This window comes from Nitrobacter sp. (assembly GCF_047149785.1).
In the GTDB taxonomy this organism is placed as follows: domain Bacteria; phylum Pseudomonadota; class Alphaproteobacteria; order Rhizobiales; family Xanthobacteraceae; genus Nitrobacter.
In genome coordinates this window covers 903,297-917,122 of record NZ_BAAGBE010000001.1, presented here as the reverse complement: position 1 = coordinate 917,122, position 13,826 = coordinate 903,297, and the positions used below count along the sequence as shown (strand labels likewise).

At 59.8% G+C, this 13,826-nt stretch carries 17 protein-coding genes and 4 pseudogenes; 3 read left to right on the top strand and 18 right to left on the bottom strand.

From position 1 onward, the window contains the following. Positions 1-24: 24 nt before the first annotated feature. The 14 genes and pseudogenes from ACMDCM_RS04260 to ACMDCM_RS04195 form a co-directional block, all read right to left on the bottom strand. Entirely contained in the window at positions 25-726 is a 702-nt protein-coding gene (locus ACMDCM_RS04260; protein ID WP_412772404.1) for a hypothetical protein, read from the bottom strand. Between the two features lie 98 nt (positions 727-824). Continuing rightward, positions 825-1,436 carry a toxin-activating lysine-acyltransferase gene (locus ACMDCM_RS04255; protein WP_412772403.1) on the bottom strand — a complete coding sequence of 204 codons (612 nt, stop codon included), beginning with the start codon at positions 1,434-1,436 and terminating at the stop codon, positions 825-827. A gap of 426 nt (positions 1,437-1,862) precedes the next feature. Continuing rightward, positions 1,863-3,347: a MocR-like pyridoxine biosynthesis transcription factor PdxR gene (gene pdxR, locus ACMDCM_RS04250; RefSeq protein ID WP_412772402.1), complete on the bottom strand. Its 1,485-nt coding sequence runs from the start codon at positions 3,345-3,347 to the stop codon at positions 1,863-1,865. 329 nt (positions 3,348-3,676) lie between these two features. After that, positions 3,677-3,961: a hypothetical protein gene (locus ACMDCM_RS04245; protein ID WP_412772401.1), complete on the bottom strand. Its 285-nt coding sequence runs from the start codon at positions 3,959-3,961 to the stop codon at positions 3,677-3,679. A 271-nt stretch (positions 3,962-4,232) separates the two neighbouring features. Continuing rightward, positions 4,233-4,547: pseudogene (locus ACMDCM_RS04240) on the bottom strand (DUF3363 domain-containing protein); the annotation flags it as partial. Continuing rightward, positions 4,514-4,984: pseudogene (locus ACMDCM_RS04235) on the bottom strand (lytic transglycosylase domain-containing protein); the annotation flags it as partial. The pseudogenes ACMDCM_RS04235 and ACMDCM_RS04240, both read right to left, overlap by 34 nt. A gap of 261 nt (positions 4,985-5,245) precedes the next feature. After that, a complete protein-coding gene (locus tag ACMDCM_RS04230; protein WP_412772400.1) occupies positions 5,246-5,581 on the bottom strand; it encodes a DUF736 domain-containing protein in 336 nt (111 codons plus the stop codon). Positions 5,582-5,616: 35 nt separating this feature from the next. Further along, positions 5,617-6,162, bottom strand: a complete 546-nt coding sequence (locus ACMDCM_RS04225; protein ID WP_412772399.1) for a S26 family signal peptidase — start codon at positions 6,160-6,162, stop codon at positions 5,617-5,619. Then, positions 6,159-6,677: a DUF2840 domain-containing protein gene (locus tag ACMDCM_RS04220; protein WP_412772398.1), complete on the bottom strand. Its 519-nt coding sequence runs from the start codon at positions 6,675-6,677 to the stop codon at positions 6,159-6,161. Before ACMDCM_RS04220 ends, ACMDCM_RS04225 begins: the two co-directional genes overlap by 4 nt. Beyond that, complete coding sequence (locus ACMDCM_RS04215; RefSeq protein WP_412772397.1) at positions 6,674-6,925, bottom strand: hypothetical protein; 252 nt, start codon at positions 6,923-6,925, stop codon at positions 6,674-6,676. Before ACMDCM_RS04215 ends, ACMDCM_RS04220 begins: the two co-directional genes overlap by 4 nt. Next, positions 6,922-7,575: a ParA family partition ATPase gene (gene parA, locus ACMDCM_RS04210; RefSeq protein ID WP_412772396.1), complete on the bottom strand. Its 654-nt coding sequence runs from the start codon at positions 7,573-7,575 to the stop codon at positions 6,922-6,924. The genes ACMDCM_RS04215 and parA overlap by 4 nt, the downstream gene beginning before the upstream one ends. Beyond that, a pseudogene (locus tag ACMDCM_RS04205) lies at positions 7,572-8,652 on the bottom strand (replication initiator protein A). Before ACMDCM_RS04205 ends, parA begins: the two are co-directional and overlap by 4 nt. After that, on the bottom strand, positions 8,653-8,922 hold the full coding sequence (locus ACMDCM_RS04200) for a helix-turn-helix transcriptional regulator (protein WP_412772395.1): 270 nt from the start codon (positions 8,920-8,922) through the stop codon (positions 8,653-8,655). A 198-nt stretch (positions 8,923-9,120) separates the two neighbouring features. Continuing rightward, the gene (locus ACMDCM_RS04195) at positions 9,121-9,342 is read right to left on the bottom strand and encodes a helix-turn-helix domain-containing protein (RefSeq protein WP_412772394.1); all 222 of its coding nucleotides are present in this window, start codon (positions 9,340-9,342) and stop codon (positions 9,121-9,123) included. Positions 9,343-9,478: 136 nt separating this feature from the next. Between ACMDCM_RS04195 and ACMDCM_RS04190 the strand changes: the two genes are divergently transcribed. Both ACMDCM_RS04190 and ACMDCM_RS04185 read left to right on the top strand, forming a co-directional pair. After that, a complete protein-coding gene (locus ACMDCM_RS04190) occupies positions 9,479-9,766 on the top strand; it encodes a DNA -binding domain-containing protein (protein ID WP_412772393.1) in 288 nt (95 codons plus the stop codon). Positions 9,767-9,851: 85 nt separating this feature from the next. Then, the gene (locus tag ACMDCM_RS04185; RefSeq protein WP_412772392.1) at positions 9,852-10,790 is read left to right on the top strand and encodes a sensor domain-containing diguanylate cyclase; all 939 of its coding nucleotides are present in this window, start codon (positions 9,852-9,854) and stop codon (positions 10,788-10,790) included. Positions 10,791-10,919: 129 nt separating this feature from the next. Here the strand turns inward: ACMDCM_RS04185 and ACMDCM_RS04180 are convergent, their stop codons facing one another. The 4 genes from ACMDCM_RS04180 to ACMDCM_RS04165 all read right to left on the bottom strand — a co-directional run bounded on the left by ACMDCM_RS04180 (position 10,920) and on the right by ACMDCM_RS04165 (position 13,377). After that, the gene (locus ACMDCM_RS04180) at positions 10,920-11,054 is read right to left on the bottom strand and encodes a DNA -binding domain-containing protein (protein WP_412772391.1); all 135 of its coding nucleotides are present in this window, start codon (positions 11,052-11,054) and stop codon (positions 10,920-10,922) included. After that, complete coding sequence (locus ACMDCM_RS04175) at positions 11,026-11,280, bottom strand: DUF2285 domain-containing protein (protein WP_412772390.1); 255 nt, start codon at positions 11,278-11,280, stop codon at positions 11,026-11,028. Before ACMDCM_RS04175 ends, ACMDCM_RS04180 begins: the two co-directional genes overlap by 29 nt. Positions 11,281-11,719: 439 nt before the next feature. Next, the gene (locus ACMDCM_RS04170; protein ID WP_412772389.1) at positions 11,720-13,021 is read right to left on the bottom strand and encodes a type II toxin-antitoxin system HipA family toxin; all 1,302 of its coding nucleotides are present in this window, start codon (positions 13,019-13,021) and stop codon (positions 11,720-11,722) included. Next, on the bottom strand, positions 13,021-13,377 hold the full coding sequence (locus ACMDCM_RS04165) for a helix-turn-helix domain-containing protein (protein ID WP_412772388.1): 357 nt from the start codon (positions 13,375-13,377) through the stop codon (positions 13,021-13,023). The genes ACMDCM_RS04170 and ACMDCM_RS04165 overlap by 1 nt, the downstream gene beginning before the upstream one ends. Before the next feature lie 20 nt (positions 13,378-13,397). Here ACMDCM_RS04165 and ACMDCM_RS04160 point away from each other — a divergent pair. Continuing rightward, positions 13,398-13,727, top strand: a pseudogene (locus ACMDCM_RS04160) (transposase); the annotation flags it as partial. Positions 13,728-13,826 lie beyond the last annotated feature (99 nt).

Here is a 13,826-nt window from a genome sequence, read left to right as displayed (position 1 = left end):
CTGACGACGGACACGCCCCCCATCTCATTTGATGACACTAGTGAAAGCGAATTTTCTTAGCCTTTTGGCCATACCTTCACCTTGCTCGAAGAAGCAGTCATCGAGTGGTGCTATTAACGTAACGTGGAATTCCGCTGAGACCTGCAATTCGATCGTTATGCGATCAGCACCTCGATAGAATGAGATTCTCTCACCGTAAAAATCCGTCAATTCCGCCGATTGAAATTGATAAAGATCGAGGGATTGCCCGGCTTCAAATATAACCTTCTCAATTCCTTCGAATGCTGTTGGCTTAAGCGTGGAATTTTTCAGCAAATGATTCTCAGACAGTGGCATGCGATGCTCACGTATTAGATGTATCGCAGCAATGGGCTTACAAGGAGGCGAATACCCCTCACGTACTGACATCGGCGGACGAAGCGTCAATATGGCTCCCTTCGGAAGATTGATATCCCTTGAACTCTTTATGTCTTCATTTTGATCGCCCACCAAAGTCTCGACGAGGGATTTGTCGATTGCAACCTTTGTTGCTCCAAAAGCAACTTCAATCTGATTAGAAACCTCTCGTGCACCCGCATCGACCTCCGTCGTCAATACGGCTAGGAACGCAGCTAAAAAAACGACCGCTAGAGTCGATCGTCGTCTCCCGGAGGAGATCATGTCTCCCTCATGCTTTCTTGCCTTTATCCAAGCACGGGCAGCATTTTTCATCTTCAATGTCTGCATGAACCTCTGCTTGGCAGCAGGGCATAACTCCCGTTACGGGATGATATTAGTATCAGCAAGGCTCTACGCTTCACGTTCATTTCTATCTCTGCCAGATTCTAGTGACTGCGCGCTTCGTGCTCGCCATTCTTGCCCAGCGTCGGTTTGACGACGAGATCACGCAAGGCCTTACTGTCGATCAACTTTTTGAGGAGCGGATGTGCGTTAACAGGGGTGTCGCGGAAGCGATCGCGACCAATCTCTGCAACAAGGCGGGTCGCAAGCGATTTCGTCGGCGCGATCACGTCCAACAACCAAACGATATCGCCGCTCGACCACTCGTCAGGCTTAAGCCGAACGGGGAAAACGCCGGATCGGATCTGCTCTCTAATGTTGCGGTCGACGTCCGGCGAGACTTTCGCCCACATCAGCGCGCCCACAAGTTGCGTGCCCTCATGCCCCTTGCGGCTCGCGGAGACCACCGCAAGATGATTCTGAAGCAGCGGCGCAATCACGATCCATTCGATATCCTGAATGGCCAGATGGCGGTAGCGGGGAACAGGCAGAAGAATACTGACAACCTCTCCGATACGCTTCGCTAGCAAGCCAGCCAGAGATCCGCCTTCCACAGATTTGCGGTCGGACGGCTCAGTTGGGGCTGACTGAGGTATAGAGGCATCGGATTCGACCGAAGAGGAATGAAGCTCAGAGTCGGATTTTTCATTCAACATCTCGACCTTGCCTTTTTATCTGCTTCTGTTTCAGGCAGAAAGCTACCCCGTAAAACATGCGATCGGGTTGCATGCGACAGTGGCACGAAGAGCGGAGGCGAGGCCCCCACCTTCGCATCGGGAATGCGACAAATTATTTGAAATTGTGGATAAACTTGCAGCACGCCGCCCGGCAAAACCGTACCGATGCGCGGTGCCGCGCAGTCATAATCACAGTTAAGCCTGTAGTCGGCCCCAACCACGAAACACAGCCCCCTGGGTTTCCGGCACAACTGCTCGTTTGTTTTACTCAATGCCCCGACACAACTGTAATTCGCGAACGCGGAATGTGTCTTTATCCAAACTACCAAAGGAATGGCTCGCTGCACCCATCCATTTCCCAGCATTGAACCGGACCAATCGTCGGATGCTCGGCGTCTGACCAGCCTACGGCTTCGTCACGGACCGAAGCGCATTCGCCAGCTTCACGATCGCGACCTCGATCTCAGTAGGCGTATAGGCGGCAAAGCCCATCAGGAACCCAGCCTTGCCGTTCCCTGCGACATGAAGCGCCGACAAGCCCAGAAGCTCGATCCCGACACGTCGGGCCGCGTCGATGGCGGTGCGCTCCGACATGTCGCAGGTCAGCACGCACGGCATCTGCAAGCCACCGACGGGCACCCGCGCTTCGACAAAATTCGACAGACGTTTTCTGACGAGGGTTGCCAGCACGTCGAGCCGCTCGGCGTAGATACCGCGCATGGCGCGGACATGCGTGCCAAAATGCCCGCCTTCCATAAACCGGGCGAGCGTCAATTGCGCCATCGGAGCGGAATGCCCGTCAAATAGCGTGCGCGCCACCGACATCGGCTTCACGAGTTGGAGCGGCAGCACGACATAGCCGATCCTCAGACCGGGAAAGAGGGATTTGGTGAAGGTGCCGATGTAGATGGTCCGATCGTGCGGATCGAGGCCCTGCACGCAGGCTGTCGGCTTGCCTGCATAGTGGAATTCGCTGTCGTAATCGTCCTCGATGATCCAGGTTTGGTGCCGGGCCGCCCATTCGATCAAGGCCAAACGCCGATCGAGCGCCAGCGTCGCGCCGGTCGGGAATTGGTGAGAGGGCGTCAGGTACACGGCCTTGACCTTCCGTGATTCAGCCGTGACCCGCTCAACGACGATGCCCTGACGATCCACGCGAACGGGCACGCATTCCAGATCCGCCGCGTCGAACGCCTTGCGCGCGCCATAGTAAGCCGGGTCTTCGATGAAGATCCGATCGCCGGGATCGAGCAGCAGGTTCGCACACAGAGTCAGCGCTTGTTGCGAACTGGTGAGGATCAGCACCCGGTCGGCTGTGGCGCGCCCACCGCGCTCAAGGTTCACATAATCGGCGATGGCGCGTCGCAGCGGTTCGGCCCCCTGCGGATCGCCGTGAAGCAGAGCCTGCGTGCCGGTTTCCTTCAATACCTGTCGTTGCAGGCGTTCCCAGAGCGGAAGCGGAAAGCTGCGTGTCTCCGGCATCCCATGCGCGAATGGCCGAGGTGCAAGCAGCTCGCGCACGCCGCCGCTGCGGAACATGGCGTTGCCGCGCTTGCTGAGGTTGGGAGCTTGGTTGCGCGCGTTCCGCTGAGACAGCCCGCGCCCCGGCGTGAACTCCGCCATCTGCGCCACGAAGCTGCCGCTGCCGACGCGCCGATCGATGAAGCCTTCGGCGTGAAGCTGGGCATAGCCCGCCTCGATCGTGTCGCGCGACACGCCAAGGGATTTGGCGAGCGCGCGCGACGCTGGCAGCGGCTTCCCCGGACCGAGCGCGCCGTCGAGGATCAGTCGGCGGATCGCCCGCTGAATCCGCGCGTGAAGCGGCATTGCTGCATGAGCGGGATGGGCAAGCCAGGCCTTCACCGACTCGAGTTGGGGCTGCTTGAACAAATGGTCTGAAACCTATCGAACAAAGTGGATGTGCCAATCAGACCATTGATCGACTAGATGTCAAGACAGCTCATTGCCCTTTCGCCCAAACCTTCAGGAGTCTCGTCAAGACTATGCCGTCGTAGGATACGGACTTGCCAAACATCCTTTCTCTTGAGCCAAGGGCAGGAAGGATGTCTGCGCGGATTATTGTCTGGATAGCGCAATGCCTCTTTTCGCCCGTCATCGCGCGAGATCTATCGTTTTCTTTGTTGCCCAGTTTAGCAAGCTAAGGAATTTTCCTTCTGTCACTGGCTCATCGACAAGTCCGATTGTGATGGACTTCAGATTTATGCAGAGCCAAATACGGCTGCGAGATCGTCTGGATTAACTTCTCTCATAGTCCTGGGATCGTTGATGTCGGTGAACGTCACCAGCATCGGATAAAGATTACGAGGAAGCTCGCGACGCTCGCGCAGAGTCTCAAAGCTATCGTAAATACGATGCAACTTTTCTTCAGTGATTCCGCTCATCTGGTCGGCCGCGAATGTGCGCAACGCGGTTTCCTGGCCAAAGGCTTTCCCTTTTAACAGGGCGAACGGCGCGATCTCAACGAAGGCCGCCTCGCCGCTCACGCTGCTGCTTCCAGCTCCTCTCTGGAATCACCGACGCCATACCGGCGTGGCGTTGTCCCTACTGCGACGGAGACCACCGAGCCGCCCGAGACGTCACCTCGTGGCGTGCTGACGTGCAACTCCAGCTTTTGGTGCCAATTCCAGCTATGAAACCCAAGCATGTCGCAGCCGGCGAATGTCAGCGACAACATGGTAATACAAAAAAGGGAAAGCAGTCTGCATGGTTGCTTTCCTTCTACGCCCCGCCGATTTCAGAACAGTTACCGGCCGGCTACAGCCCCAAGCCCCGCTGCCGCCCGAGTTGCCACGACACCGATCCGCCCTGCACGACGCCCATGACCTCGCGGCCAAGCTGACGGTCGATGACTGGCCGCCACGGAACAAGGGTGAACTCGTGGCTCTTTTCCACGATGGCGAACTTGCCGCTGGATAGCTGGACGGTCCCGGTGAACTTGCCGGAAACGGTCTCGCCGTCCGTGGCGGCACGGAACGGCAATGCCTTGGCCGTCGCCATGTTCGCCCCGACGCGGGCGATCTCTCGCCCGCGCAACGTGGCGAGCAGATTGCGCCGGTATCGGACGCAACCGATCCGCCGATCATCGGCAGGATGGCGGCGACATAGGCGCGGGTTTCGGCCGGAAGCCTGCGACCTGTCGCGCGGTGTTCGTCATAGCGCGCGGGACCGGCATTGTAGGCGGCGAGCATCGCGGCGACGTTGCCGTAGCGGTCCCACATCTCGCGCAAGTACGCCGTGCCCGCGAGAATGTTGCCGCGCGGCTGATACGGATAGCGGCCTAGACGGTAGCGGACCCGCAGAGCCGCCCAGGTGCCGGGCATGACCTGCATCAGCCCGATCGCACCAGCCGACGAGACCGCGCGCACGTCGCCCGCACTCTCGGCGCGCAGCACCGCGCGAATCCAGCGCGCGGGAATGCCGAAGCGCTGCGACGCCTCGGCGATGTGACCGCCATGGGGATCGGCGGCGACCGTGCGTGTAGCGGGCGCGGGTTGCGCGAACGTCATGGCCGGTCCCGCACAGAGCGCGAGCGCACTGGCGAGGAAAACGGCATAGCGCTGTGCCTGCCTTTCTCAGCCACGACGCCAGCCTGCCAGCGTGCTCGCTGTGGTCAAGGGTGCGCGCGAAGCGCCGGCCGTTGGCCGCCCTTGACCTTCGCTGCGCGCGCCGGCCGTTCTGCGGTCGAGCGGGATGAAGGGATGAGACGGCTTTTCCGCGAACAAAGGGATGAGGACTTTGAGCGCGATGATGACGCGGGACCGCATGGCTCAGTCCCGCTCGTCGCGCGGTTTCGGGCGGCTCCAGTGTAGCGACCATGACGATCCCGCATCGTCGTTGCGGAACAGGTTGGCGCGGATCGGCTGCGGCAAGGCCGGATCGTCGAGCAGCACGGAGAGATACTCGCCGGCCTTTTCGCCGGTGCGTTTCCACGCCGCGCCGACTTCGTGACCGTCACCATCGCCGTGATGAATGCGGTAGTGCGGCGCGTTCTCGGCATCGGAGTCTTTTGCGGGAACGATGGTGAGATCGCGGTCGAGCGTGAGCGTGTGAACGCGCCCGACAAGGTTCTCATTCTCGGCAATGAATTGACCAATCTGCGGCATAGATAATCTCCTTCTGTTGCTGTTGGTGGGAATGGTCAGTGCGTCGGCGCGCGCCAGACGAAGCGGCCGTCGCCGCCCTCGTCGGTCCACAGCGGGACAGCGCGGCCGATGATCTGGTCGGTGGAGATCAGCCCGAAATACCGGCCGTCTAGGCTGTCGCGGACCTGCCAGTTCATCAGAAAGATTTTGCCGGTATGGATGCGCTGGCAGCCCTGCCAGTCGGGAAGGTCACGGCCGATCCGGTCGCGCTCGAGTGCTGCGCCGGCAATCACGCCATCGACGGTGATGACGTGGCCGATCCTGCAAACGGTCTGTCCGGAGACGGCAAGCACGCGCTTCAGCAGCGGCACGCCCTTCGGCAGATAGCCGCGCTCGTCAAGGAAGGTCGCGAGCGGTTCGGGTGCGTCGATGGCGACGAGATCAGTCACCTCGAACGGGCCGCCGAAGTCGATCGCGTAGAAGCCGATCGGCGCGCTGGGCGATGCGTTCCAGATCAGCTTGACCGGCATCAGCGTGAGGCCAGGATAGCCGACGCCGAACGTCGCGAGCGCCGCCGTGATGACGAGGCCGACGCGCGTCATGGCGCGATCCTCCGGCGACAGAGCCACGCCGCATGACGTTCCGGCGTATAGGTTTGCGGCTCCAGATTGGCGGTCAGGCGGTTGTGGACGTGCCGCCAATGATCGGGCGATGCGTCGGCCGGATCGAGGCCGAGCGCTTCTACGGCGTCGATCGCCCGCAACGCCTTCTCGACCTTCGGCCAAGTGTCGAGGCGTAACAGGATGTCGCCACCGGGCCGCACGAAGGGCAGCGTCTGGAACGGTTCGCCGCGACCGATCGCGCGCACGATGTCGATGCGAGAGATGATGGTGCCGTGCTCGCCGGCCGCCCAGCGGACGAAGGCGAAGACGCTGTTCGGCACTAAGCCGACGACGCTGCGGCGACGGTCGAGAATCTGCTCGTAGCTCTTGCGGCCGAACCTGATCCAGTGCTCGACCTTCTGCTTCTGGAACGTCAGTTCGACCAATGTGGTGAAGGGCGCAGGCCCGTCCGGCAGCGGACGGCCGTGCGCGCGGCGTCCCGCCTTGCCGGTCATGTCTGGTTTCCTTCGGTAGTGGGAAATTCGCGGGCGAACAGATCGCGCAGCATGTCGGTGACGGTCACGCCGCGCCGGAACGCCGCGACCTTGATGCGGCCGCGCAGCTCGGGCGTGATGTCGATGGTGAGACGCGCGGTGAACGCGCCGCCGTCAGCCTTGCCGTCCTGCTGTCGCTCAGTGGTTTTGATCCAGCTCTCGGCATCGCCTGGCCGCGATGCGAAGCGGCGTTCTCCGCGCGGGCTCATGGCGCAGCCCTCCCGACGCGAAGCCGGTCGATCTCGGTCGCAAGTGTGGCGATCTCGCACGCGGCCGGGCTGTCGCCATCGATCTCGCTGGCGAGCTGGCCGGATTGCGCGGCGTCGGCGAAGACGACGCGCTGACCGATGGTCGTGGCGAGCACGGGCGGATCGTGATCGGCCAGCGTCTCGGCCGTCTCGCGGGCGATGACGGTGCGCGCGGCGCAACGGTTGAGCACGAAACGGGCGGCCAGCTCCGGCCGGTAGATGCGCGCTTCGCTCAAGAGAGCCAGTATCTCGGCGGAGGCCCAGCCGTCGAACGGCGACGGCTGCACCGGAATCAGCACCAGGTCGGCGGCAAGCAGCGCGGAGCGCATGAGGCCGGCGACGCGCGGGGGACCGTCGATGACGACATGATCGGCATCGCGCGCCAGCTCGGGCGCTTCACGGTGCAGCGTATCGCGCGCCAGACCGACGACGGTGAACAGCCGCGGCATGTTCTCGCGTGCCCGCTGTTGCGACCAGTCGAGCGCGGAGCCTTGCGGGTCGGCGTCGATCAGCATGACGCGATGGCCTCGCTGCGCCCATGCACCGGCGAGGTGGAGCGCGAGCGTCGTCTTGCCGACGCCTCCTTTCTGGTTGAGCGGCGCGACGATCATAGCATGCGCCCCGATCGTTTCGCGGCACCATGTTCGCCTTGTCTACGCGCATCAGAATCTAAGTTAGATTCACTGTTAGAGAAGTTAGGCGCGCGGTTTTCGTTTTGAGGCCAGAGATTTAACTGCGGTTCGTGCGCCTGATGTGCCAGTAGTTCTGCGCCCGATGTGCCGATACCCCGTGCGCCTAATGTGCCGATAGTTTTCACACCTTTATCAACAGGCACTGTGGACGAGTTTGCTGGCCGAAATGTGCAGCAACTCGCGGCCATCGTTCCGCTCGATCTGGAGCTCGTAGCCGGGCAATGGCTGGCGGGCCACGATGCGGCGCAGGTCGAGCGCGAAGTCTGAGACGCGGGCGAGACTGCCGGACTTCACATGGAGATGCGCGACCTCGAACAGCCAACCATGGCGCTGATGGCCGGCGTGCTTACGGGCGACACGATAAAGCCAGCGTTCGATGCCGCCGCTCAGCCGGAAATAGGCCGGGTCGATGGTGAGGACGAGCGAGCGGTCGACGACGCTGTTGTAGAACCATTCGGGCAGGACGAATTCCATGCCCTCGACGCGGCCGGCACGCGTCGTCATTTCCTCCCACTCGTTGATCCATGAGAACTGCCGGCGACGCCAATGCGGGCCGTTGCGGATCGTGGTGGCGATGACGGTGGATTGCAGGCGCGCGAGCGCGGCCTTCAGCAAGACGTATTGATGATTGCCAGTCGGCCGCCCGATGGCGCGTAGCAGATGGTACGGCGTGAAGCGGAAGAATCGCGAGGTGCGAAGGCTGCTGTTCTCGGCCGCCACTATCTGCGAGGCCGCCCATATCAACACATCGGCGTCCCAGATGGTCGCCATGCCGTGCTCTGGCATTCCGAGCACCTGCACCTCGACATCGGCGGTCTTGTAGAGAATGGGTTTCGTGCGCGGCGTCTTCGCCAGCGAGAAGAACGGCCGCTCCATCAGGTCGCGCTGGTCGCGCGGCGGGGCATCGCCGGTCGCGACCACGAAGGGATCGAGGCGGCGGCGCTCGCTGGATTCGTCTGGACGCGCGGAGGTGCTGTGATCGTCCTCGCGCAACATTCAGGACCGCTCCCGTTCTTGCGGGGTCAGCGGGCGCGCGGGAAAGACCGTGCCGGCATTTTTGTCGTGGGTGGATTTGCGGGCGCCTCCCGCCGACCAGGCGAGCAGGTCATCGACCGCATAGACGACGCGACCACCGATTTTGCGGTAGATCGGCCCGGTGCCGTAAGTGCGGTGCTTTTCCAGCGTACGCAACGAGATGCCGAGGAAACGGGCAGCTTCGGGCGTGCGCAAGAGTCGTGGCGGCAGACCCGCCAATGGGTCGCGCATGGGATCACCTCCGGTTCGCAATGGCGTGCGGCTGTCGGTGATGACAGCGAGCTACGGCGAACCATGGCGAGGGATCGGCGCTGTGTAGCGTGCCGCATTTGCGCTCACACGCTCGCGGCACCCCTTTCCTCTTCTGGCTAGAATCGTTGTTTGTATCCGCGTGGCAGCGGCCGGCGGCATTGCCGCTGAGATCAGAAACTACCTTGGTCTGTTGGACTTCTTCAGCAGTTCGCCCGGCTCGATCTCAAGAGCATCGGCAATCTGGCCAAGCACGGTTACACTGGCGGATACGTCGCCGCGCTCGATGGCGCCGACATAGCGCAAGCTTAGGTTCGCGCGGTCGGCGAGCTCCTCTTGCGTCAGCTTCTTATCATGACGTACCCGCCGCAGATTCCTCGCCATGACCTCTTTAAGATCCATGGCAGGAAGGGATCAGCATAGGAACGATCATTCTAGGAATGATCGTTCCTATTCGTATAGAGTCATGCTATTCATCCTGCTTGCTGGACTGGCGTCATTATTATCGTCACCGCCCTATCGGAAAGGATAGCGCACCATGTATGCGCGGGCACGACTCGACCCGGACGTGGAGGACGAGGCCCCCACCGGCCCCGACATCACGCCCTATGACGAGCAACACTACGTAACCTATCTGCGCCTGCTGGATGCCAGCCGCGATGGCGCGGATTGGGCCGAGGTCTCGCGTATCGTCTTGCGCCGCGATCCGATCGCTGAAGAACTGCGCACCCGTCATTGCTGGGAAAGCCATCTTGTTCGCGCGGAATGGCTGTCGAAGGGCGGTTATCGTCGGATATTGGAGCAAGCTGTTCGAGATGGTCGCTGATGCGTACTGCAGGATGTGGGCGGTAATCTGGCTTCAATTCAATAGAAGGGTCGGATAGATGAGGAGGTCTGGGGGACAATTGCAAATGATCTATCGACTACCTATTGAGGATCTGAGACAGATATTCCTCTCGTTGCCCGTGCCGGTCTGTTTGCTAGATCGAGAGACACATTATCTCGGCGCGAACCACAGATACGCCGATATCTGCAACACCAGTCTTGACGTGCTTGCCGGCAAATCCATGCAGGATTTCTGCCCACCCGAGCTAGTCGCAAACGCCCGCCGAGATTTCCAAGTGCTCGATACAGGCGGCATCATCCCCGCTCACGAAATCATTTACAGGAACACCACGTTCCTCGTTTCAGTAAGCCCGCTCTCTCACGGACGCGACAAAACCGTTTCCGCTATCGCTGTTACGCTCACGGATATTTCGAAACTGAAGTTGGAATTCGCTGCCGTCAACGAGAACCTTGCTGTCGCCTACAAGCAGATGCAGGAGCATGCCGAAACAGACGCGCTCACTGGATTGGCGAACCGTCACGGACTACGCCAATTTTTCGAACGAGAACTCCGCCGTTGCACCCAGGAGCAGCGTCCAATCTCAGTGGCGATTATCGATGTGGATTATTTCAAGTCTTATAATGACCACTATGGCCATGTCGCGGGCGACGAAGGCCTGAAGGCGATCGCCTCGGCGATCCGATCCTCTATCCGATCCCGCGACTACGCTACACGGTACGGCGGAGAAGAACTAGTTGTTATCCTGCCCGACACCGATCTCGCCGGGGCCGAGCATGTGGCCGAAACGATCCTCCACGCCGTTCGCAGTCTCTCCATTCAACACAAAGGCAGCCCATTTGAGCGGATCACTGTCAGCATCGGTGTCGTTGGAGTGAAGACGGTCCCGCGAGGACTCTATTCAGCCGACGTTCGCGACTCGCTTTTGCGCTCAGCGGACAAGGCTCTTTATGCCGCCAAAGATGCCGGTCGGAATTGCGTAAAGGTCTGGAACGATAAATTCTGATCCGCTTACTCTGAATCGTTATGATGTGATGAAACGCTACTGCTGCGCGGCAGGCCGTCGATGACACAAGAGAAAAAGACAGTGAGCGGTTCATGTTTGTGCGGCGCAATTTATATAGCGCGCGTCGCATCATCGTGCACGTAGTTTGATCGGATAATGGAGCAGCAGTCGATAACCGCCCCGCATCATTTTCAGCCCATTACTGACGAGACGGCGAACCTGATCTTTGCGCGGGTCACTTTTCCCAGTCCTCTTTCGATCCACGAAAGCTGAGCAGAACTTCGGCGATGGTGCGGTAGCTTTCCCCGCGCTGATGCGCGTCGAGCGCGCGCAGCGACAGAATATGGAAGCGCCGGAGCTGCGCCGGCATTTTGCGGAAATCACGGCCAGGCGCCCGGCCTCTGAGAGAGCGCCCCAGGCGGTGGGCCGCATGGGAGCGCAGTTCATGGAAGGCGTCGATCTGACGGTATCGTGACAAAATCGCCTGCACGAGAAATTTCATACCGTCAGAATAACCGTCAGAACGTATCGCTTAGGGGCAATAGCGAGCGATAGCAAATGAGAAAAATCTATTTTATTTTCAATATATTAGATATGACTTGCGATAGCGAGCGATAGCTCGTTTATGATGTATTTTCATTCCCACTCGATCATCAATTGAGCGCTTATCAGATTGATAAAGCCTCATTTTCTCATTCACGATTCTGCAATACCGTCAGATTGACCGTCAAGAAACCGTCCTCTTGAAATCGTTGGACTAATTCGCGCGTTCGTCAAAATCGACATGTCAGCATCTATCATTGGCGTTTGATTGATTTGATGCTTAAATTGTCGAGCGGCGACGATGCTGCACTTCTACCATTGACGTTCGACGTCCTCTTCTGTCGTTTGTACGCAGAGACCGCCGGCACCTCCATCGCATCTCATATTCAAGCTGAAAGAATCCGGAGACGTGCGACGAAGGCCTTACTGACAGAAGCATGGATCGTTTTGGGAAACCGGGGCGGCAATTCATCTGCCAGCCATTCCAGCGTATCGCCTGCGGCGGCAGTGATTTCGTCAATCACAGTTTGAATGGTCATCCTCGAAAATCCCGCCGCTCGTCCTGTCTCGAAGAAGTGTTGACCTTGAATTCCATCAATTCTGTAGTGGTTCTTGGCACCCACGGCCATGGCAAGCTTCATCTGCTTGCGCTCGATCTGGCGGGCGTCGAGACTCGGCTGGGCTGACAGAACGTCGTAGAGCGGCGTCAGGCGGAAAGTGCCGCCCGGCCCAAGGAAGATGCTGAAATTCTTGGCGTGTCCGTCGGTCGCCCCAATGAGCCAAAAGAGGATCTGAGCCTTAAGGACAGTTTTGCGATCCTCATCGGGCGTGTCGCTGCCCTTGAGCAGGTCGAGGACCTGCACGAGGCCGGGCCCGCCGTCACTCTGATACTTCCTGCTCGGGGGCACCGACAGCGCCTGGCAGCAATCTTCCTGCGGCAGGCGCAACAGGCGTCCATCCCGGGTCCAGCGCCGGTCGAAGCGCTCGACGACCAACGCTCTCGTTCTCCCGAATGTCTCGATGGTGGCGTTGTTAACCGGAAGCCCAAAGGCTGCGAGCAGCTTCAGGCAATAGAACTCATTTTCGACACTGTTCGACAGATCGATGCCGTTCGGCAGTTCGCCGATCTGAGGCTTCAGAATATGGGTCGTCGGGGTTGTCCCGAGAGGTCTGCGCCAGCGCTTGCCGTCCCAGAGCAGCGCCGTCTTTTCCTGCGCGCCGGCAACGGAAATCCGGAAGCCGTCGTCTTTGCTGAGACCAAGGGGCGCCTGCTCAAGATTCCGCAGCAGCTTTTCGATCGCAGCGTCATCGATGGGCTCTCCTTCGATCCCGCTACCCCGCTCATCGACACCATCGGCAACGAACTGGAGGGCGCCGACGCAATCCCGCCCGATGGCCGCGAGCAAGCTGTAGGCGTCGGCTCCCTCGGCGCCGACCCTTTCCGCGACGCGTCGGCGCAGCAGTTCGGAGTCAGGGAGCAAGTTTTCGAAGACCGCAATGACGGGAGCACCGCGCCAGGCGTCTTCCCGCAACGGCAGAGAAAGCGAGACCGGGATGGCGCTCTCCCACCCAAGCCAGCTTTCGTCATATTGATAGCTGATCGCGCCGCCCGGCTCCTTAAAAAAATGACCGACCAGGCGGTTGTTGAGATAGACGTGCAGCGGCACATGCTGCCGGCGGCGCGCCATCAGAAGATATCCTCGATAGCGGCCGCCCTGCCCTTGGATCGTGGTCCGATCTGGAATTCAAGGTCGAGCGCGGCAAGCACCGCAAGGATCGTGTCCAGTCTGGTGGCGGGATTGCCGCTTTCGATTAAGGAGACTGTCTCCTGACGGAGACCCGCCCTCTCGCCGAGTTGCGTCTGGCTCCATCCCCGCTGCTTGCGTGCGCGGCGGATGAGGTTGCCGACTTGCTTTGGGTCGCGCGCTAAGTTTGCCATACAACAATTATGGTGGAATTCCGATATTTTATCAATATCGGAATTGACTAATAATTTTGTTCTGATGTGCTGGCTGCCATAAATGTAATTTATATGAGCCAACACATAAGCCGCTTGCCGACTGCAAGGGCGCCGCTCTCGTCTTGCCCGCTTGCAACACCGAGGCGATGAACCTGCATCTGGCCGAAATCGCGACCGAGGTCGCGCCAGGCAAGCATGCCATTTTGATGCTCGACCAGGCCGGCTGGCATCTGTCGAGTCGGTTGATCGTTCCATCCAACATCACGATCCTGCCGCTGCCCGCGAAATGCCCGGAGCTTAATCCGCAGGAAAACGTCTGGCAGTTCATGCGGGACAACTGGCTGTCGAACCGCGTGTTCAAGTCCTACGAAGATATCGTCGATCACTGCTGCTTCGCTTGGAACAGGCTAATCGATCAACCTTGGCGCATTATACGGTTCCTAGCCGTAAAGGTTTTGAAAAAAGGTCAGCCGATCGACGGCGGTCCGGGTGTTAGGCTGAAAGACAACCCTGACTCGCACACAGACCAGGTA